This is a genomic window from Vreelandella aquamarina, from assembly GCF_020075495.1.
Taxonomy (GTDB): domain Bacteria; phylum Pseudomonadota; class Gammaproteobacteria; order Pseudomonadales; family Halomonadaceae; genus Vreelandella; species Vreelandella aquamarina_A.
The window spans coordinates 137,312-155,627 of the sequence record NZ_JABYQT010000004.1 but is presented as its reverse complement, the minus strand read 5'-3'; the positions used below and the strand labels follow the sequence as shown (position 1 = coordinate 155,627).

Genomic DNA, 18,316 nt, shown 5'->3' with positions numbered 1-18,316 from the left:
TTACACCCGGGCAGAGAAGCGGTAACCGGTACCCCGTACCGTCTGGATCAGGTTCTGATGTACATCGCCCAGCGCCTTGCGCAGACGGCGAATATGCACATCCACCGTACGCTCCTCGACATAGACATTGCCGCCCCACACCTGATCCAGCAGCTGGCTGCGCGTATAGGCACGCTCTTGATGGGTCATGAAGAACTGCAGCAGGCGGTATTCGGTGGGCCCCATTTCCAGCGCCTTGCCGTCAGCACTCACCCGGTGGCTGACCGGGTCGAGCAGCAGACCGTTGATCTCGATGGGGTCTTCAACCCCGCGCGGCGTCGCACGGCGCAGCACCGCCTTCAGGCGCGCCACCAGTTCACGCGGAGAAAAGGGCTTGGTGATATAGTCATCCGCGCCGGATTCAAGCCCCTGGATCTTGTTGTCCTCCTCACCCTTGGCAGTGAGCATGATGATAGGAAGCTCGGCGGTCGCCTCTTCACGCTTCAAGCGCCTGGCAAGCTCGATGCCGCTGGTACCCGGCATCATCCAGTCAAGCAGCAGCAGGTCGGGCTGGTGATCGACCACCATGGCGTGGGCGTCCTGGGCGTTATCCGCTTCGAGCACGCGATAGTCAGCCATCTCCAGCGCCACGGCGATCATCTCGCGAATGGGCGCTTCATCATCGACAATCAAAACGGTCTTGGCGGTCATTCCAGGGCCTCACGGTGCTCAATGAAAGGTGGTTCAATGACATATCTGTGACAATAACACCATGGCTTGATGACACTTCCATGACAAGTACCCATATCGGCCCGCTCAGGATCTTGTCTCGGCTACCCGGCCACGGGCCACCAGCTAAGCGCAATGCCGGCAAACACCAGCAGCCCCGACCAGTGGTTGTTCAGAAATGCCTGAAAGCAGGGGTCGCGCTCACGCTCCTTGATCAGCCGCTGCTGGTGAATGAAGGTGACCGCCATGCCACCAAGCCCCAGCCAGAAGAAGCCGCCCAGCCCCATACGCAGCCCCACCCAGGCAAGCAGAGCAAGCGTTGCCAACTGCAACAGGCCAATGATCAAGCGGTCGGCGCTCCCAAACAGCACGGCGGTCGACTTGATGCCGATTTTCAGATCGTCATCGCGATCGACCATGGCGTACTGGGTGTCGTAAGCCACGGTCCAGAGCACGTTGGCCAGAAACAGTACCCATGCCTCCATCGGCACATGGCCCAGCACTGCGCCAAACGCCATGGGAATCGCCCAGGAGAAAGCCGCCCCCAGCACCACCTGGGGAAAATGGGTATAGCGCTTCATGAACGGGTAGATGAACGCCAGCACCACGCCGCCCAGCGACAGCATCACCGTGAACCAGTTAGTCAGCAGTACCAGAACGAAGGCCACCGCGACCAACCCGACAAACAGCAGCTTCGCCTCTGCCTCGCTGATCCGTCCCGTGGCCAGCGGACGGGTCTTGGTGCGCTTTACGTGGCCATCGAAATGGCGGTCCGCATAGTCGTTGACCACGCAGCCCGCCGCACGCATCACATAGACACCCGCTACAAAAATCAGCAGGACGTTACGCCCCGGCACACCCCGAGTGGCTATCCACAGCGCCCACAGGGTCGGCCACATCAAGAGCCAGGTCCCGATCGGCCGGTCCAGACGCATCAGCTGCAGAAAATCGGCGGCGCGTGCCCAGCCGGTTGGCCGCAACAAAGAACGATCCATGCTTACCTCACGAAAAGAAGAGATGCCGAGCAAGCCTAACGCGAAGGCAGGCCAAGATCATCAGCCATGGTGGTTAAAAAGTGCTCCTGCACCAGCAGCGAAAGCCCACCGTGCTGGAACACCGAACGCCGCCCCCACCGGCTTCTTGCCTTGTCATCCTGCGGGTACGCAAAGCGCGGCTGGCAGGTGCTTGCCTCTATCGGGCCGCGTACCAGGTCAGGCTGTTGAAACAGCCAGCTTCCCAGCGACCGCTCCCCCAACCGCTTTAGATGCTGGCCCTGCAGCTGAGTCAGCGGCGCCACCGAACGCGCCACCACCCAGGGCGAATCTCCCACGCATAGCGCCACTTCCCGCAGCCAGGCATAACGGCGCGGTGCAATGCCCAGCGCCTGCGCTTCATCCAGCCGGGGCATGCCCACTTCCTGACGCAGAAGGCGTACGCGAAACCGCCGCTCGCCTCCTGCGTTTATCAGACGGGCCGTCAGCGAATCGGTGGAGGCCACCCACTGCCACCAGGGCGCGCTCATGGCCGGACGCACCGCCGCCACGGGTTGCCAGACGGGGAAAGCGCAAGCAGGCCGAAAAGAGAAAGTCGCCACCGGGTGCTCCTGGGCAAAAAATGGGGAAGCTAGTGTAACATGGCACTCAGACAGGCTTTTATTGCATCGACTATTTGAGGATGGCATGCCCGTATCACATACGCTTGACGCCACTGACCACACCGGGCTGGTCATTATCGGCACCGGGATGGCGGGCGTCGGCCTTGCCCGCGCGCTGCGCCGCCTGAACGATCGCCGCGCGATCACTCTGATCAGCGCTGATAGCGGCGACGACTACAGCAAGCCGCTGCTCTCGACCGGGCTTGCCAAGCGCCTGCTGCCCGACCAACTTGCCCAGCGCAGCGCCGCCATGCTTGCCGATGAGCTGGATGCTCGGGTAATGAGGCACACTCACGTCGAGCAACTGACACCGGCGACGCGCACCATTCGCTTGAGCGATGGCCAACTGCTGGGCTACGACACGCTGGTACTGGCGACCGGCGCGGCCCCTCAGGCGCCGTTTGCGATCCCAGAGAGCCTCTCCCGGCGCTTTTTTACCGTCAACGACCTGGACGACTACCGCCGCTTTCGAGCGGCGCTTGACGAGCGCCCTGCCCGCGTGGCCATCATCGGCGCGGGCCTTGTGGGCTGTGAATTCGCCAACGACCTGCACGCAGGCGGGCATCAGGTAACGCTGGTAGCGCCGGAAAGCGCCCCGCTGGCACGGCTGCTGCCCGAACCGCTCGGCGCCGCCTTGGGCAGCGCCTTTCAGGACGCCGGTATCCAGCTGGCCCTGGGGCGCAAACTTGTCGATATCAGCGCAGGCAGCGACAACGCTGTCCGGCTCACCCTGGACGATCACGCCATCCTCGAGGTGGACCTGGTGCTGCTGGCCACCGGCCTGGCACCGCGCACCGCGCTTGCCGACGCCGCCGGGCTTGATATATCTCGCTACGGCGTCACGGTCGACCGTTACCTTCGCTCCTCGAACCCGCACATCTACGCGCTTGGTGATGTGGCCTGCGTGACGGGGGTGAACGCCATGTACGTGCAGCCATTGCAGGCAAGCGCCAAGGCGCTGGCCGCCACGCTTGCCGGCACGCCGACGCAGGTCAGCTTCGGCGCGTGGCCGATTATCGTCAAGACCCCGCTGCTGCCGGTCGTGGCCTACCCGCCGGCCGCAAGCGTCGAGCGCTGGCGAATAGAGGGAGAAGGCGGCGACATGACCGCGCTTGGGGAAGATAAACAGGGGAATTTAGTCGGTTTTGCGTTGACAGGGGGCTGTGTGAGACGGAAAGTGGAGCTTTCCAGAGCAGCCCCTGTGCTGCTAGGCTGATTTTCACCGCGTTCACGACTAGGCTAGATAGGCTGACCCAGCCTGGGTGGCGCTTTTAATAACATCATTACGCTTTTTGCTTACTATTTCACGAGGGGAATTCCTTATGCGCAAACCTGAACTCGCCGCTGCTATCGCTGAAAGTGCCGACTTGTCCAAGGACAAGGCTGGCCAGGTCCTGAACGTGATTCTGGACGAGATCACCAACAGCGTGGCCAAGGGCGAAGACGTGGCTCTGATCGGCTTTGGCACCTTCACCGTACGCGAGCGCGCCGCGCGTACCGGCAAGAACCCGCAAACCGGCGAGCCGCTGAAAATTCCGGCCAGCAAGAACGTGGCCTTCAAGCCCGGCAAAGCGCTCAAGGATGCCGTTTCCTAATGAAGCTCAAGCTGACGCTGTGGCTATTGGGCTTGATGCTCAAGCGTGCCCTGCGCCGGAAACCGCGCTTTCGTGAACAACTCGAGCGCATGCGTCACCTTGATTGGGGCGTCGCCACGGAAGACTTGAGCATTGCCCGTCATTACCGGATGACACCCAAGGGCATCACGTCTGAAAAAGGCCTGCCGGTAGACCTGGACCTTGAGCTGCGGTTTCGTGACCAAGACGCCGCGCTGCGCATTCTCAGAAAGCCTACCCAGCAGGCGTTTCTCGATGGCATGGTCAATGGCGAGGTGCGTCTGGTAGGTGACTCTACCGACATGAACAAGCTGCAGAAGCTGTTGAAGTACCTGTAGCTTTTCATGATTGGCTCAGGGTAATTCATTAAAAGGGTATAAAAGCCGCGATGGATATACCTCATCAGCGCTTGGCTTACTTTCGCGTTACCCTGGAGTCTGGATCGATACGGCGTGCAGCGGCACGACTAGACATTGCCCCCTCGGCGGTTAGCCGGCAGATCGCTTTGCTGGAAGAAGCCTTGGGGGCAACGTTGATGGAGCGCCAGCGCGACGGCATTTCGCCCACCCCGGTGGGCGAAATGCTGCTTGAATATTGTGAAAGGCGCAGTGCGCTGGACGAAAGCTTCATCACTTCTCTCGAGGCGTATCAGCGCCTTGAAACCGGCACTATCCGTCTGACCGTCGGCGAAGGGTTTGTTAGCGACCTGGTTGCCACTCCGCTGCATGAATTCAAGCAACGCTACAAAGGCATTCAGCTCGATATTCATATTGCAGGTACTTCGGGTATTATCGAGGCAGTCGTTGAAGACCATAGCCATATTGGCCTGATGTTTCATGAACGAACCCATCCTCAACTGCGTTTCTGGGCTTCAAGCCCTCAACCACTGATGGCCATTCTGCCTCCCGGGCACCTTTTGGCGACCCAAATCACGCCCTTGTCACTCACCCAACTCGGCGCCGAGCCCATGGCCATGTGGGATACCACGCACGGTGTACGTCAGATGGTCGACCAGGCTTTTCAACAAGCGCATATTACGCCGCAGTTGGCCATGAATACCAACTCCATGGTTACCTTGGCCCAGTATGTACGCAGCGGTATGGGCATTACTCTGCTACCAGCCTTTGCCGTGGCCCATGATCTTGAAATCGGCACTCTGATTGCTCGGCCGATCGATGACCCGCTATTTCAGCGCTCCCAGGCCCATATGGTCACAAGAGTGGGCCGCCAGCAGCCTAAAGCCAGCATACTGCTATTGCGCCACTTACAGCGCTGGATGCAGGCTTTTCGCGACCCGATGGGCGATCAGCCAACACCGTTACCATAGCCAAAGGCAACGCTCGCCTCGGGCGCCGTCTCTACCCAGACACTTTGCGGCACGCTGTATTCACGTAAGCCTTCCAGTCCGCTGGAACGACCAAAGCCACTGTCGCCAAAGCCACCAAAGGGCGACATAACGCTAATCGCCTTGTAGCTATTAATCCATACCGTACCTGCTCGTAGCTGTGCAGCCACCCGATGTGCTCTAGCGACATCCTGGCTCCAGACGGCACCGGCCAGCCCAAACCGCGTGTCGTTGGCCAAGCGAACGGCCTGCGCCTCATCGTCGAACGCCATGGCAATCAATACCGGACCGAATACCTCCTGCTGGGCGATCTCCATATCCGGTGTCACATCGACCAGAACGGTAGGGGCGATAAAGTAACCCCTGGCTTCTTCCGGTAAGCCTTCCGGGCGTTTACCGCCAGTTAATATCCGCGCTCCCGCCGCAACGGCGGCATCGATCATCCTCGTTACGTGTTCAAACTGGCGACGATTCTGCAACGGCCCCATACGTGTAGCCTCGTCACTAGGCAGCCCGACCTGAATCTGCTCTGCGGCTCTGGCTAATCGAGACGTCACTTCGTCAAAGATCGAACGTTCGATCAATAGCCGCGACCCTGCGACACAGCTTTGCCCGGCAGCTGCAAAGATCGCGGCCTGAGCGCCAGCAACAGCGTCATCCAGACGCGCATCGGAAAACACGATATTGGCTGATTTACCGCCCAACTCCAAAACGCTAGGCACCAAACGCCGAGCGCCAGCTTCTGCAATCATGCGCCCAGCTTGGGGGGAACCCACGAATACCAGCTTACTGATAGTGGGATGACCAGTGAGCGCAGAACCGGTGGTCTTGCCTAACCCATTGACAATATTGATCAGACCTTGTGGCAAACCGCCATTTTCCAACAGCCTGCCGATCACCACGGAGGTAAAGGGGGTCAACTCCGAAGGTTTCAGCACGACGCCATTACCTGCCGCAATGGCCGGTGCAAGCTGCCAAGCGCAAGTAAACATGGGCGCGTTCCATGGGGTAATCTGGCCAACCACGCCGTAGGGCAAGTAGCGTACATAGTTAAGGTGCGAGGTAGGTACCGGTATCACTTCGCCGTGCTGCTTGTCGCACCAGCCAGCGTAGTACTCGAACATCTCTCGCACCTTGCCAACCTCTGCGCGGCAGTCGCGAATCGGTTTACCGGCTACGACGCTTTCGAGCTGCGCCAGTTCTTCTTCATGGCCCTCCAGGCCGCGTAAGGCGGCATTCATGCGTCGTCCACGGTCGCTGGCGGTTAATGCCATCCATTCACGCTGTCCACGCTCAGCCGCTTGGGTAGCGCGCTCTATCAGTGCAGCACCCGCATCGCGATAGCTCACCAGCGCTTCGCCGGTGGACGGATTCATCAAAATGATTTCCTCACCTTCTCCTGCGACCAACTCGCCATCAATCCAGTTGCTTAGAGGCGTGGCGGCAGCTAATCCAAAGCCATCAAGAAGCTCAGCAAGGTGGTTACCGGCATGCTGACTAAGTGAGCTCATTCGTTGTCCTCCGCTAGATGGGTACGCGTTAAAATTGGCGTGGTGATATGATTAAAGTCATCGCTATCGGTGGGATTTTCAGGATTCGCATGCCAGGCACCAACAACGGCTTGTAACAGCGGCAAGGGAATATTCAGTTGCTCAGCAGCGTCCCGAGCCAGGCGCAGGTCTTTACGCATCAGGCCGGAGGTAAAGCCTGAATCAAAGCGTTCACTCAGCACCCACTCGGGGAAGTTCACCTCACTTACCGCACTACGGCCAGACCCACTATTGATACCTGCCAAACAGGCAGCGGGATCAACGCCCGCTTTGACTGCCATGGACACCGCCTCGGCAGTGGTCAGCAGGTGCGCAGCACACAGGTAATTATTGGCAAGCTTAACCACATGACCACTGCCCGGGCCGCCTACATGGGTGCGTTTGGCTGACATCGCTTCCAGCATCGGCATTACACGCTCGATAGTGGAATCATCCCCTCCCAACAGCATTCCCAGCTTGCCGCTGGCAGCTCCTTTAGGCCCGCCACTGACCGGGGCGTCCAGCCACCGGAGACCCTCAGCAGTTACTTTTTCGGCCAACTCACGAGTGACGGCCGGGTCACTTGTGGAGGTATCAACGATTACACTCCCTTTCGGCGCAAGGGTCAGCAGGCCAGGGGATTGCTCAATTACCTCACGCACATGCGCGGACGTGGGCAGCGACAGCAGGTAGACGTCGCTTGCTGGTAAAGCATCGGGAACGGCAACCGTCAAACCTTCGGAGGCCAGACGCGTTCGCGCTTGTTCAAAAACATCGCTTCCGGTAACTGCAAATCCGGCGGCTTTAAGAGTAAGCGCCATATTGCCGCCCATTTGCCCCAGGCCAATTACAGTAATGGTTAAAGACACGATAAAACTCCTTAAAGCTCTCGGTAGAGAGCATGTTTGGCCTATACGCTCCCCTACCCGTGAAGGCATCAAGAGAGCGATAAGTAGCAGTTGATTAAGGCTTTGCGTTAACGCTTGAGCAGCGCGGCAACAAGCTCTACCCAATAGCGAGCGCCCAAGGGCAACAGCGCATCGTTGAAGTCGTAGCGCGGGTTATGCAGGGAGGCGGATTGTTCACCATTGCCCATCCAGATATAGGCGCCGGGCCGCTCGGCAAGAAGAAACGAAAAATCTTCCGATGCCATGCTCGGTGGCGGGTTACGGTGCACGTTATCGCGACCCAACAAATCTTCCAGCACGGCTGCGCACTGTTCAGCATGCTCCGGTGTATTGATGGTGGCAGGGTAGCAGCGCTGGTAATCGAGCGTGGCCTGCAAACCATGAAACTCGGCGAGACTGGTAATGGCCTGTTTGAAGCGCGCTTCCAGGCGCTCCTTGAGAGCCATATCAAAACAGCGCAGCGTACCGCGCAGTTCCACTTTTTCAGGAATGACATTGAACGTGTCGCCACCATGAATGCTGGTAACACTAAGAACCGCCGACTGGGCGGGCGGGGTTTCACGGCTAATCAACCCCTGCAGTTGACTAACCAGTTGGCAACTCGCCAGCACGGTATCAATGCCTAGATGCGGCATGGCCGCATGGCAGCCCTTACCCGTCAGCGTCAGCGTAAAAATATCGAACGCCGCCATGACCGCCGCATCGTGTACCGCGGCCTCGCCTACCGCCAGCCCCGGCCAGTTATGCAGGCCATAAACGGCATCCATGGGGAAGCGTTCAAATAGACCATCCTCCACCATGGCCCGCCCTCCACCTTCATTCTCTTCCGCCGGCTGGAAGATAAACACCACCCGACCCTTGAAATCAGGCTGCTGCGTTAGCGCCCAGGCAGCGCCCAGCAACATGGTGGTATGGCCATCGTGGCCACACGCATGCATCTTGCCAGGTATCGTGGAAGCATAGGCTAACTCGGTCTCTTCACGTATATCCAGGGCGTCGATATCGGCCCGTAGCCCAATGGTTCTGCCCTGCCCCAAACGCCCGTCCAGCACTGCCACAACGCCTGTACCGGCCAATCCCGTGGTGACTTCAAGCCCCCACTCAGTCAGTAATGACGCAATCTTGGCACTGGTGCGGTGCTCCTCGAACGCCGTTTCAGGGTGTTGATGAAAGTCGTGGCGCCACTCTTCAAGCAAGGCGGTGTCCGGTAGGCTAATCGATACGCTCATCGTTCTCTCCTTAAAGCAGTATGTGGGCGACAATCGCTGAGCCAACAAACGTACCGGTGAAGACCAGCAGCGCAACCAGCACCAGTTTCCAGCCAGTGTGCTTGAACATGGCAAATTCACGCCCGGTAAGCGCCAGCCCTGCATAGGCCAATACCGGTGTTACCACTGCCAGAAAGTTGACCTGTGCCAGCTGCTCGAGAATCCATTCGCTGCCAGGAAACATCGGCAGCGTCATCACGATGCTTATCAGTGAGACCCAGGCAACGCTTGGCAGATAGAAAGGGCACGCGCGACCGATGCCCAGCCCCACCATCACCATGGCGTAAAGGATCAGCATACCTGGTAGTGCATCCAGCAATGGCGCGCCGTTTACCACGTTACTGAACCAGGCTGAAATACATACAGCGGCGAGCACCAGCGCCGTCTTGCCCAGCTGGTTTTCTGGACGCAGTTCCTTTAGCGCTTCGGCATCGAAATGATCGACGGCTGTTTGATTAGATTTCATGACGAACCTCCGCAGGCGCATTGCCTTTCAGGCGCTTGTACATCCATTCGGTAATCGGCAAGGCGATGAACAGCGAAATATAAAGCCCTGTTGCATACGTCAGCAGGTTGCTGGCTCCAGCAAACGCCAGCAGTTCATCCTTCGAAGCCGGCACGGCTTCCACCAAAGCCGCGGAACAAGCGGCTACCATACTGCCACTGCCCACTCCGCAGGCCATGGCCAACGCACGGATATCCAGAATATCGAGCGATGCGATATAGCCGGCCATGAGTGCAAAATACAGCGTGCCAAACATTGTGCCGACAACGTAAACCCCCATGATGCCGATACCTTCCGGACTTCTTAAGCCGTACCGGTCGGAGATGATAGCGATATTGGGCTCTCGGGCGATGGAGTAGGTAGCCCCGATGGATTCGCGCCCCATCTTGAGTACCAGCACGGCAAACGGTAGCGCGATCAGCATGGTGCCTAGGTTGCCAGCCTCTTGCAGCAGCAGCGCGGGACCTGCGGCGATGATCTGCTCGATCGCAGGGCCGATGGTGGAACCAAACTTGGCAATAAAAGGCAGGATGGCAATTAGAATGATCGGCCCTGATGCATGGCTGACCGACTTGGGAACCAGTTTGCCCATAACTGAAAACAGGTGAGGGTTGAGAAGTACGCCAATCACGAAGGCATACAGCAAGGGCAAGAGAAGAAGCGTTCCTGGCCCTAGAGGGATTCTTGCGATGCCAACCCACTCGGCGAACATCGACGTCACGATCACTGTCAGGTGAAGACGCCAGTTCAGCAGCAGTTTTAGATCCATGGAAATAATCCTATTTTTGTTAGAGTCATTTCGAGTATCGAAAGGTTGCTGTTCTAATCATAGAGTTTTAGTGATCTGTTTTTTAGTACATCATTTTCTTTAAAGCAGATGAATGGTTTGTAATTACGATAATTTCCTTCAGCGTGAGAACCACTTCTATGCTCACCAGCGGCTTGATATTGAACTGCCTTCCCAAAAGAAAGTTAAGGCCTGAACACTTTAGAACCATCGATGTTCCACTACCTGATAAGCCAGTCCTGCTGCTAAAGTCCCGCTATATAAGTGTTGACCCTTATATGCGCACTCGCATGCAAAGCGAAGGTTATAATTACATTGAGCATTGGGTGGCAGGGAGCCATCTCTCTGGCTGGACGCTTGCGGAGGTAATCGAGAGCCGACACCCTCGCTTCACGTCAGGAGATCTCGTCGTCGGCCATCTGCCGATGCAGGAAGAGGTTATCTCTGACGGCAAAGAACTTATCCCGACTCCAGCAGGGATCAACCCGCTAGCGTATTTACATCCCTTGGGTATGACCGGATTTACCGCCTGGGTCGGCATGCAGCTATTGGGCAAGCCGACCAAGAACGATACCGTGCTTGTAAGCGCGGCGGCGGGCGCTGTCGGCTCAATTGCCGCACAGCTTGCCAAGCGCCAGGGTGCACGTGTGATCGTCACAGCCGGGCGGGCAGATAAGCGTGATTGGTTACGCCGCCTAGGGTTTCAGACAGTGCTTGATCACCGCCATCCCACATATGCAGCTCAGCTAAAACGAGCCGCGCCCACAGGCATTACGCTTGATTTCGAAAATGTAGGCGGCGCTGCTTTTAGAGCTGCCATAGATGCTACAAGAGTCAATGGACGCATCGTGCTATGCGGCCTGGTAAGTCAGTATCAATCTGCCCGGCCTCGCCAAAGCCCTGCTAATTTCGCTCAACTGCATCAGAAAAAGGTTTCGGTACACCCCTTTGTCGTACCCCACTACCTCCACCACTGGGATGCCTTCCAAAACGATATGGTGCCGCTCGTTGTTCAGGGCGGGATAGATTGGCACCTAGACAAAATAAGCGGCGGGCTTGATAGCATTGCTCCCGCACTGATTGGCTTACTCAACGGCGACAACCTGGGCAAGCGGGTAGTAGCAATGCCTTGAAAGTCCCTGCAATATAATGGTTTAAGCCATAGCAACGGGCTGCCCACAATAGGTATACTAAAGTCTAACAACGACCCCCAATAAGAGCGTCTATGCCCTCTTTTTCACTGCCGCTGCGGCGTCTCTGGACGCTGGACAAGTTTGCCTACAGCCTGCGTGTCTTTCTGGCGTTCAGTGGCGCGCTGCTGTTCAGCCTCTACTCCGGCAACATTGCCCTTGTGATACCGCTGTTTCTGGGCATCATTGCCTGCGCGCTCTCGGAAACCGATGACAGCTGGCAGGGGCGGCTTCAGGCGCTGGTCGTGACACTTTCATGCTTCACCCTGGCCTCGTTTGTGGTTCAGTGGCTGTTTCCCTGGCCGTGGTTGTTTGCGTTGGGGCTGGCGCTTTCCACCTTTACCCTGATCATGCTCGGCGCCATCGGTCAGCGCTATGCCACGATCGCCTCGGGTACGCTGATTCTGTCGATCTACTCGATGATCAATATCGAGCAGCACGGCGGGGTCGACCAGGAGGTCTCCACGCGCCAGCTGCAACTGATTGCCGGGGCCGCCTGGTACGGGCTCATCTCGGTGGTGTGGTGTGTGCTCTTTTCGCGTCAGCCGCTCAAGCAGAGCATGGCGCGGCTGTACAAGACGCTGGGTGAGTTTCTGATTCTGAAGTCGGCGCTGTTCGAGCCGGTGCGCGGCGTGGACGTGGAGGCCCGCCGGGTGGCGCTGGCGCGTCAGAACGGCAAGGTGGTGGAGGCGCTCAACCAGGCCAAGGAGATGATCTTCCGGCGCCTTGAGGGCCAGCGCGGCAACCGCAAGCTGAACCGCTACCTGCGCATCTACTTTATTGCCCAGGACATCCATGAACGGGCGAGCTCGACCCACTACCCCTACAGCGCGCTGACCGAGGCCTTCTTTCATCACGACGTACTGTTTCGCTGCCAGCGCCTGCTGGATCAGCAGGGCCGCGCCTGCCGCCAGCTGGCCAAATCGCTGCTGCTCAACCGTCCGTTCGATCACCACCAGAGCGAAGAGGCGTTGGCCGACCTGCGCGCCTCGATCGATAATCTGAGCGACCGCGGCAAGCCCGAATGGCGCCCGCTGATGCGCCCGCTCAATGCGCTGGCGGACAACCTGGCCACTCTCGAAGGCCAGATTGCCAGCGCCCACAATCCAGACATGGACGACGAGCGGCGCGACAGCGCGCTGTTTGACCGCTCGCCCTCCAGCCTGCTGGAGGCCTGGAACCGGGTGCGTCTCAACCTGACGCTGGGCTCGCCCACCTTTCGCCACGCCATACGCCTTACGTCGGCGCTGGTAGCGGGTTATGGGCTGCTTCAGTGGCTGGACCCGGAACAGGGCTTCTGGATTCTGTTGACCACGCTGTTCGTGTGTCGGCCCAACTTTGCCACCACGCGGCGCTTTCTCTCTCAGCGGATCCTGGGGACGGTGCTGGGGCTGGTGGTCGGCTGGGCATCGATCAGCCTGTTTCCCCAGCCCGGCGTGCAGAGCATGATCGCCGTGGCGGCGGGCGTCACCTTCTTTGCCAACCGCGAGAAGCGCTACGTGGTCGCAACGGCGTCCATCACCCTGCTGGTGCTGTGCAGCTTCAATCAGGTGGGTGATGGCTTCGACCTGATCTGGCCACGCCTGTTTGATACGCTCATCGGCTCGCTGATTGCCGGGCTTGCCGTGTTCTTCATTCTGCCCGACTGGCAGGGGCGCAGACTCTACCGCGAAGCGGCCAAGGTGATCACCAGCCACCGCCGCTACCTGGATGAAATCGTGCGCCAGTACCAGGAAGGCAAGCAGGATGGTCTGGCCTATCGCCTGGCGCGCCGAAACGCGCACAACGCCGATGCCGCGCTTTCCACGCTGTTGACCAACATGCTCCACGAGCCGGGGCACTACCGCAAGCAGGATGCGGATAACGGCCTGCGCTTTCTGGTGCTCTCCAATACGCTGTTGAGCCACCTTTCCGCCCTCGGCGCCCACCGCCATCAGCTGGCCGAAGACGAAGACGATACCGCGCTGGTGCCGGTGGCCCGGCAGATGGGCGACATGCTGGAACATCTGGCCGAGCAGCTCGACAAGCGCCAGTTGACCGACACCGGCACCTTGGCCGAACAGGCACAGGCGCTGGTCGCGCAGCTGGACGAGCAGACGGCGGCTGCCGAGGAACAAGCGGTGGTGGTGTACCGCCCGATTCAGAGCCAGCTACGCCTGATTGGCGAACAGCTGGCACCGCTGGGCGAGGCGGCCAACCGGCTGATCAGCCCGGTGAAGGGCTGAAAGAGCCTCAGACCTGCCCGTAGCGGCCCGCCGCCTCGCCGAGCCAGCGGCGTACCAGCACGGCGGTTACCTGCGGGGTGTGCTGTAACTCGGCGGCCAGGGACGTTACGCGTTCAAGCAGATCACCATCACGCTCGAGGTCGGCAATCTTCATCTGCGCAAGCCCTGTCTGGCGAGTGCCGAGCACCTCGCCAGGGCCGCGAATTTCCAGGTCCTTCTCGGCGATACGAAAACCGTCGGTGGTTTCGCGCATCACGCCCAGGCGCTGGCGGGAGCTTTTGGAAAGCGGCGGATGATAAAGCAGCACACAGAAACTTTCCGTACTGCCGCGCCCTACCCGGCCACGCAGCTGGTGCAGCTGGGAAAGCCCAAGGCGCTCCGGGTTCTCGATGATCATCAGGCTCGCATTGGGCACATCCACCCCCACCTCGATCACCGTGGTCGCGACCAGCAGATCCAGCTCGCCCTGCTTGAAGGCGGCCATGATCTCCGCCTTTTCGCCAGCCTTCATGCGTCCGTGAATCAGCCCGATGGCAAGTTCGGGTAATGCGTCGGTCAGCTCCTGGCTGGTGACTTCCGCGGCCTGGCACTGAAGCGCCTCGGACTCCTCGATCAGCGTGCATACCCAATAGGCCTGGCGGCCCTCGCTGCATGCCTTGCGAATACGTTCGACCACCTCCGGGCGGCGCTCGTCGGAAACCACCACGGTCTTGACCGGCGTACGCCCGGGCGGTAGTTCGTCGATCACCGAGACATCCAGATCCGCGTAGGCGCTCATGGCAAGCGTGCGCGGAATGGGCGTGGCGGTCATGATCAACTGGTGCGGGGTCAATCCGCCCGCCTCGCCCTTTTCCCGCAGCGCCAGGCGCTGGTGAACGCCAAAGCGGTGCTGTTCGTCGATGATCGCAAGCCCCAGGCATTGAAAGTGAACATCGCCTTGAAACAGCGCGTGGGTGCCCACCACCATGCGCGCCCGGCCATCGGCAATGGCGGCCTTGGCGTCCAGGCGCTGCTTGCCCTTGAGCTTGCCGGCAAGCCACGCTACCTCGATCCCCAGCGGCTCGAACCAGGCCTTGAATGCCCGGTAGTGCTGCTCGGCGAGGATTTCCGTCGGCGCCATGATCGCCGCCTGGCAGTTACCGGCCAGGGCAGCGAGCGCCGCCATGGCGGCCACCACGGTCTTGCCCGAGCCCACATCCCCCTGCACCAGGCGCAGCATGGGGGCCGGACGGCCCAGGTCCAGAGCGATCTCCTCGAGCACCCGGCGCTGGGCACCGGTCAGGGCGAAGGGCAGCTGGGCCAGAAAGCGCGCCTGGAGGCTGCGCCCAGAGGGCAGTACCGGCGCGCCATCGGCCTGGATGCGCAGGCGCACCTCGCGCAGGCTGAGCTGGTGCGCCAGCAGTTCTTCCATCGCCAACCGGCGCGTGGCGGGGTGCTGGCCCAGGGTCAGCTTGTCGATATCCACATCCGGCGGCGGCTGGTGCAACACGTGGAGGCAGGCGTGCAGGCCCGGCAGGTGGAAGCGCTGACGCAGCGGCTCGGGAATTACATCGGGCAGCGCCTCGGGAGCGCTGTCCAGCATCTCCAGGGCCTGCTGCGTCAACGCCCGCAGGCGCGCCTGATTCAAGCCTTCCGTAGTGGGGTAGATGGGCGTGAAGTACTCATCCACCGGCGTCTCGCTGCTGCCACCCAGGCGATATTCCGGGTGATAGATCTCGAGGCCCGTGGCCCCCGCCCGCGCTTCACCAAAGGCGCGCAGCGAGGCGCCGGGGCGCATCTGCTGCTGCTGGGCGGGCGAGAAGTGAAAAAAGCGCAGGCTCAGGATGCCGCTGGCGTCGCGCAGGCGCACCAGCAGGCTGCGGCGACGCCCCTTGACCACATCGCAGGCGGTGACTTCGCCTTCGATGACGGCTTCCTGCCCGGCGCGCAGCAGGCCAATCGGCGTGAGCCGAGTGCGGTCCTGATAGCGCAGCGGCAGATGAAACAGCAGATCACTCACGTGCTCGATGCCGAGCCGCGACAATTTCAGTGCCAGCGCTTCGCCCACGCCTTTCAGCGTGGTAACGGGGCCGGTCAGGTCGCTCATGAGCCTGGGTTGACCGATCTGGCGGGTTGCTGGCAGCGGCTGATCGCCTCCACCAGGGCATCGATGGCCTTGGGCCGCGGGAAGCTCGCCCGCCAGGCGATGGCCACCGTGCGCGAAGGCGCCGGGTCCACGAACGGACGGCTCTCCAGCATGGCGTTTTCGTACTGGTCCTTGCCGAGCGCGGACTGCGGCAGCACGGTAATGCCCAGTTTCGAGGCCACCATGTGGCGGATGGTCTCGAGCGAGCCACCTTCAGCAATCAGCGTGTTGTTCGGGCTGTTGAGCTTCTGGGTAATCGCCGGGCACGCCTCGAGAAGCTGGTCGCGAAAGCAGTGACCTTCACCGAGCAGCAAAAGGCGCTCCTCGAGCAGATCCTCTTTATGGATCGCGGTGCGCTCGACCCAGCGGTGGTTGGCAGGCATCAAGACTTCGAATTGCTCTTCATAAATGGGCTTGGTCACGATATCGGTGTCGGTAAACGGCAGCGCCACGATAATGACGTCGAGCTCACCATTTTTCAGCTTAGCACGTAACGTTCCGGTCATGCCCTCCTCGATATACAGCGGCATCTGCGGCGCGATATCGGCCAGGGCGGGAATCAGGTGCGGAAACAGATAGGGGCCGATGGTATAAATGGCACCGATCCGCAGCGTGTTGGAGAGCTGGTCGCGCCCGGCGCTGGCCATCTCGTAGATCAGCCGGCTCTGTTCGAGTACCCGCTGGGCCTGAGCGATGATCTTTTCGCCCAGCGGGGTCACCTGGATGGTCGACTTGGAGCGCTCGAACAGCGGAATCTCGAGCTCTTCCTCGAGCTTCTTGACCGCAACCGAAAGCGTAGGCTGGGAAACATGGCAGCGCTCGGCCGCGCGGCCAAAATGGCGTTCCTGGGCAAGGGTTACGATGTAGCGTAGTTCTGTTAAAGTCATAGCGGCGCCAGTGGCATCCTCTCGTAGCAGCTCGTGACTAAGATCATCGCCCTCAGCGGGACGGAAAAGGACAGGCAAACCCTGCTGACCATGTCACATCTTGCAGGGAGTTTGTATCTAATAGGGAATATTTATCAAAAGGAGTGGATAAGGTGAAGCTAACGGTACTGATTATCGGCTGCGGGGATATCGGCATTACCCTGGGCCGCGAGCTGATCGACGAGAGCCACAAGGTCATTGGCGTACGCCGTAACACCGCGGCCTTGAAGGGTACGGGCATCGAGCCTTTGAAACTGGACCTCGATGAGCTTGACGAGGCGGGAGCCTCGGCCCTGCCCCAGGCCGACTACGTGATCTACAGCGTCAGCGCCGACCGTTTCGAGGAGAGCGCTTACCAGAGCGCCTATCCGGACGGCTTGAAGCGCGTGCTGAGCGTCATGGAGCAGCACGAAAAACCGCCGCGCCGGGTATTCTTTGTCTCCTCCACCAGCGTCTACGGCCAGCAGGAAGGCGAGGCGGTCAACGAAGACAGCCCCATTGGCCCGACCAGCTTCTCCGGCAAGCTGATGCATGAAGCCGAGCAGGCACTGCTCAATCATCCGCTGCCGGGCACCGTGGTGCGTTTTTCCGGCATCTACGGCCCTGGCCGCGACCGCTTGATTCACCAGGTGGCGGAAGGTCGCATGGCCGCGGTCACGCCGGTCATCTACTCCAACCGCATTCACCGGGACGACTGCACCGGTATTCTGGCGCACCTGATGCGCTGCCAGGAGAACGGCCAGCCGATTGCCGAGCTCTACCTGGGCAGCGACTGCGAGCCGGTGACCCTGCATAACGTCATGGCCTGGATCGGCCAGCAGCTCAAGGTGGAATCCACCGATACCATGCAGTCGCCGCTGCGCCGCCGGGCCAGCAAGCGCTGCGATAACCAGCGCATCCTGGAAACCGGCTATACCTTCCTCTACCCAAGCTACCGTGAAGGGTACGCGCAGATTCTCAAGGAAGGCGGCTTTCTGGAGCCTCAGAAGGCGTAAGACGCCTTATCGTGGCGCAATGCTAAACGACACCGGCCCGGCGCTTACTGCGCCGGGCCGGTGTTTTTTCTGCCACCCTGCCGCCGTACAGGCACTCAGGGATCAATCGCCGATCACCATGACGGCTTCGGCTTCGACCTGGCTGCCCTTGGGCAGCGCCTTGACGCCCACCGCCGCACGAGCCGGGAACGGTGACGCAAAGAACTCTTCCATTACCTTGTTCACGATGGCGAAGTTGTCCAGATCGACCAGGTACAGGTTGAGTTTGACCACGTCGCTCAGCGAGCCCGCCGCTTCTTCACAGACTGCTTGCAGATTGGTAAATACTTGGCGCGCCTGGGCTTCGAAATCGTCGGAGACAATCTCCATGGTCGCCGGATCAAGCGGAATCTGGCCGGAAAGATAGACCGTGTTGCCTGCCTTGATGGCCTGAGAGTAAGGACCGATGGCGGCCGGCGCCTTGTCAGTATTGATAACGGCTTTGTTGCTCATGCGATGTCTCGCTCCTTTAGTTATTGATTGACGACAGCCGGCCCGA

Annotated in this window: 18 protein-coding genes; 7 read left to right on the top strand and 11 right to left on the bottom strand. The window is 60.0% G+C overall.

Annotated features, from left to right (window positions below):
- The 3 genes from phoB to HW452_RS08235 all read right to left on the bottom strand — a co-directional run bounded on the left by phoB (window position 1) and on the right by HW452_RS08235 (window position 2,302).
- Entirely contained in the window at window positions 1-690 is a 690-nt protein-coding gene (phoB, locus tag HW452_RS08245) for a phosphate regulon transcriptional regulator PhoB (protein WP_224105627.1), read from the bottom strand.
- 122 nt (window positions 691-812) lie between these two features.
- Window positions 813-1,703, bottom strand: a complete 891-nt coding sequence (gene ubiA, locus HW452_RS08240; RefSeq protein WP_224105626.1) for a 4-hydroxybenzoate octaprenyltransferase — start codon at window positions 1,701-1,703, stop codon at window positions 813-815.
- Window positions 1,704-1,738: 35 nt separating this feature from the next.
- On the bottom strand, window positions 1,739-2,302 hold the full coding sequence (locus HW452_RS08235) for a chorismate--pyruvate lyase family protein (protein ID WP_224105625.1): 564 nt from the start codon (window positions 2,300-2,302) through the stop codon (window positions 1,739-1,741).
- Between the two features lie 85 nt (window positions 2,303-2,387).
- Between HW452_RS08235 and HW452_RS08230 the strand changes: the two genes are divergently transcribed.
- From HW452_RS08230 to HW452_RS08215, 4 genes are all read left to right on the top strand, one after another.
- Complete coding sequence (locus HW452_RS08230) at window positions 2,388-3,578, top strand: NAD(P)/FAD-dependent oxidoreductase (protein WP_224105624.1); 1,191 nt, start codon at window positions 2,388-2,390, stop codon at window positions 3,576-3,578.
- Window positions 3,579-3,684: 106 nt separating this feature from the next.
- The gene (locus HW452_RS08225; protein WP_224105623.1) at window positions 3,685-3,957 is read left to right on the top strand and encodes an HU family DNA-binding protein; all 273 of its coding nucleotides are present in this window, start codon (window positions 3,685-3,687) and stop codon (window positions 3,955-3,957) included.
- Window positions 3,957-4,313, top strand: a complete 357-nt coding sequence (locus HW452_RS08220) for a hypothetical protein (RefSeq protein ID WP_224105622.1) — start codon at window positions 3,957-3,959, stop codon at window positions 4,311-4,313. Before HW452_RS08225 ends, HW452_RS08220 begins: the two co-directional genes overlap by 1 nt.
- 50 nt (window positions 4,314-4,363) lie before the next feature.
- Window positions 4,364-5,302, top strand: coding sequence for a LysR family transcriptional regulator (locus HW452_RS08215; RefSeq protein ID WP_224105621.1), 939 nt, complete (start codon window positions 4,364-4,366; stop codon window positions 5,300-5,302).
- Here the strand turns inward: HW452_RS08215 and HW452_RS08210 are convergent.
- The 5 genes from HW452_RS08210 to HW452_RS08190 all read right to left on the bottom strand — a co-directional run bounded on the left by HW452_RS08210 (window position 5,281) and on the right by HW452_RS08190 (window position 10,299).
- Window positions 5,281-6,831 (bottom strand): aldehyde dehydrogenase family protein, encoded by a 1,551-nt coding sequence (locus HW452_RS08210; protein WP_224105620.1) that lies wholly within the window; start codon window positions 6,829-6,831, stop codon window positions 5,281-5,283. The two genes, HW452_RS08215 and HW452_RS08210, sit on opposite strands and share 22 nt — an antisense overlap.
- Window positions 6,828-7,718 carry an NAD(P)-dependent oxidoreductase gene (locus HW452_RS08205; RefSeq protein WP_224105619.1) on the bottom strand — a complete coding sequence of 297 codons (891 nt, stop codon included), beginning with the start codon at window positions 7,716-7,718 and terminating at the stop codon, window positions 6,828-6,830. The genes HW452_RS08210 and HW452_RS08205 overlap by 4 nt, the downstream gene beginning before the upstream one ends.
- Before the next feature lie 107 nt (window positions 7,719-7,825).
- Entirely contained in the window at window positions 7,826-8,986 is a 1,161-nt protein-coding gene (locus tag HW452_RS08200; RefSeq protein WP_224105618.1) for a M20 aminoacylase family protein, read from the bottom strand.
- A gap of 10 nt (window positions 8,987-8,996) precedes the next feature.
- Window positions 8,997-9,491 carry a hypothetical protein gene (locus HW452_RS08195; RefSeq protein WP_224105617.1) on the bottom strand — a complete coding sequence of 165 codons (495 nt, stop codon included), beginning with the start codon at window positions 9,489-9,491 and terminating at the stop codon, window positions 8,997-8,999.
- On the bottom strand, window positions 9,481-10,299 hold the full coding sequence (locus tag HW452_RS08190; RefSeq protein WP_224105616.1) for a DUF3100 domain-containing protein: 819 nt from the start codon (window positions 10,297-10,299) through the stop codon (window positions 9,481-9,483). Before HW452_RS08190 ends, HW452_RS08195 begins: the two co-directional genes overlap by 11 nt.
- Window positions 10,300-10,457: 158 nt before the next feature.
- Here HW452_RS08190 and HW452_RS08185 point away from each other — a divergent pair, with 158 nt between their 5' ends.
- Together HW452_RS08185 and yccS are read left to right on the top strand one after the other, a co-directional pair.
- Window positions 10,458-11,450: an MDR family NADP-dependent oxidoreductase gene (locus tag HW452_RS08185; protein ID WP_224105615.1), complete on the top strand. Its 993-nt coding sequence runs from the start codon at window positions 10,458-10,460 to the stop codon at window positions 11,448-11,450.
- Window positions 11,451-11,542: 92 nt separating this feature from the next.
- A complete protein-coding gene (yccS, locus tag HW452_RS08180) occupies window positions 11,543-13,732 on the top strand; it encodes a YccS family putative transporter (protein ID WP_224105614.1) in 2,190 nt (729 codons plus the stop codon).
- Between the two features lie 7 nt (window positions 13,733-13,739).
- Here the strand turns inward: yccS and recG are convergent, their stop codons facing one another.
- Both recG and HW452_RS08170 read right to left on the bottom strand, forming a co-directional pair.
- On the bottom strand, window positions 13,740-15,818 hold the full coding sequence (gene recG / locus HW452_RS08175) for an ATP-dependent DNA helicase RecG (protein ID WP_224105613.1): 2,079 nt from the start codon (window positions 15,816-15,818) through the stop codon (window positions 13,740-13,742).
- Complete coding sequence (locus tag HW452_RS08170) at window positions 15,815-16,744, bottom strand: hydrogen peroxide-inducible genes activator (protein WP_224105612.1); 930 nt, start codon at window positions 16,742-16,744, stop codon at window positions 15,815-15,817. Before HW452_RS08170 ends, recG begins: the two co-directional genes overlap by 4 nt.
- Before the next feature lie 152 nt (window positions 16,745-16,896).
- Here HW452_RS08170 and HW452_RS08165 point away from each other — a divergent pair, with 152 nt between their 5' ends.
- Window positions 16,897-17,778: an SDR family oxidoreductase gene (locus HW452_RS08165; RefSeq protein ID WP_224105611.1), complete on the top strand. Its 882-nt coding sequence runs from the start codon at window positions 16,897-16,899 to the stop codon at window positions 17,776-17,778.
- 102 nt (window positions 17,779-17,880) lie between these two features.
- Here HW452_RS08165 and HW452_RS08160 read toward each other — a convergent pair whose 3' ends face one another.
- Window positions 17,881-18,270, bottom strand: a complete 390-nt coding sequence (locus tag HW452_RS08160) for a RidA family protein (RefSeq protein WP_224105610.1) — start codon at window positions 18,268-18,270, stop codon at window positions 17,881-17,883.
- Window positions 18,271-18,316 lie beyond the last annotated feature (46 nt).

Excerpts from the sequence above, each read along its gene's own strand:
- HW452_RS08210 (WP_224105620.1), bottom strand. The coding sequence starts at position 6,831 with ATGAGCTCACTTAGTCAGCATGCCGGTAACCACCTTGCTGAGCTTCTT.
- HW452_RS08215 (WP_224105621.1), top strand. The coding sequence starts at position 4,364 with ATGGATATACCTCATCAGCGCTTGGCTTACTTTCGCGTTACCCTGGAG.
- HW452_RS08230 (WP_224105624.1), top strand. The coding sequence starts at position 2,388 with ATGCCCGTATCACATACGCTTGACGCCACTGACCACACCGGGCTGGTC.
- HW452_RS08160 (WP_224105610.1), bottom strand. The coding sequence starts at position 18,270 with ATGAGCAACAAAGCCGTTATCAATACTGACAAGGCGCCGGCCGCCATC.
- HW452_RS08190 (WP_224105616.1), bottom strand. The coding sequence starts at position 10,299 with ATGGATCTAAAACTGCTGCTGAACTGGCGTCTTCACCTGACAGTGATC.
- yccS (WP_224105614.1), top strand. The coding sequence starts at position 11,543 with ATGCCCTCTTTTTCACTGCCGCTGCGGCGTCTCTGGACGCTGGACAAG.
- phoB (WP_224105627.1), bottom strand. The coding sequence starts at position 690 with ATGACCGCCAAGACCGTTTTGATTGTCGATGATGAAGCGCCCATTCGC.
- ubiA (WP_224105626.1), bottom strand. The coding sequence starts at position 1,703 with ATGGATCGTTCTTTGTTGCGGCCAACCGGCTGGGCACGCGCCGCCGAT.
- HW452_RS08220 (WP_224105622.1), top strand. The coding sequence starts at position 3,957 with ATGAAGCTCAAGCTGACGCTGTGGCTATTGGGCTTGATGCTCAAGCGT.
- HW452_RS08200 (WP_224105618.1), bottom strand. The coding sequence starts at position 8,986 with ATGAGCGTATCGATTAGCCTACCGGACACCGCCTTGCTTGAAGAGTGG.
- HW452_RS08225 (WP_224105623.1), top strand. The coding sequence starts at position 3,685 with ATGCGCAAACCTGAACTCGCCGCTGCTATCGCTGAAAGTGCCGACTTG.
- HW452_RS08170 (WP_224105612.1), bottom strand. The coding sequence starts at position 16,744 with ATGACTTTAACAGAACTACGCTACATCGTAACCCTTGCCCAGGAACGC.
- recG (WP_224105613.1), bottom strand. The coding sequence starts at position 15,818 with ATGAGCGACCTGACCGGCCCCGTTACCACGCTGAAAGGCGTGGGCGAA.
- HW452_RS08185 (WP_224105615.1), top strand. The coding sequence starts at position 10,458 with ATGCTCACCAGCGGCTTGATATTGAACTGCCTTCCCAAAAGAAAGTTA.
- HW452_RS08195 (WP_224105617.1), bottom strand. The coding sequence starts at position 9,491 with ATGAAATCTAATCAAACAGCCGTCGATCATTTCGATGCCGAAGCGCTA.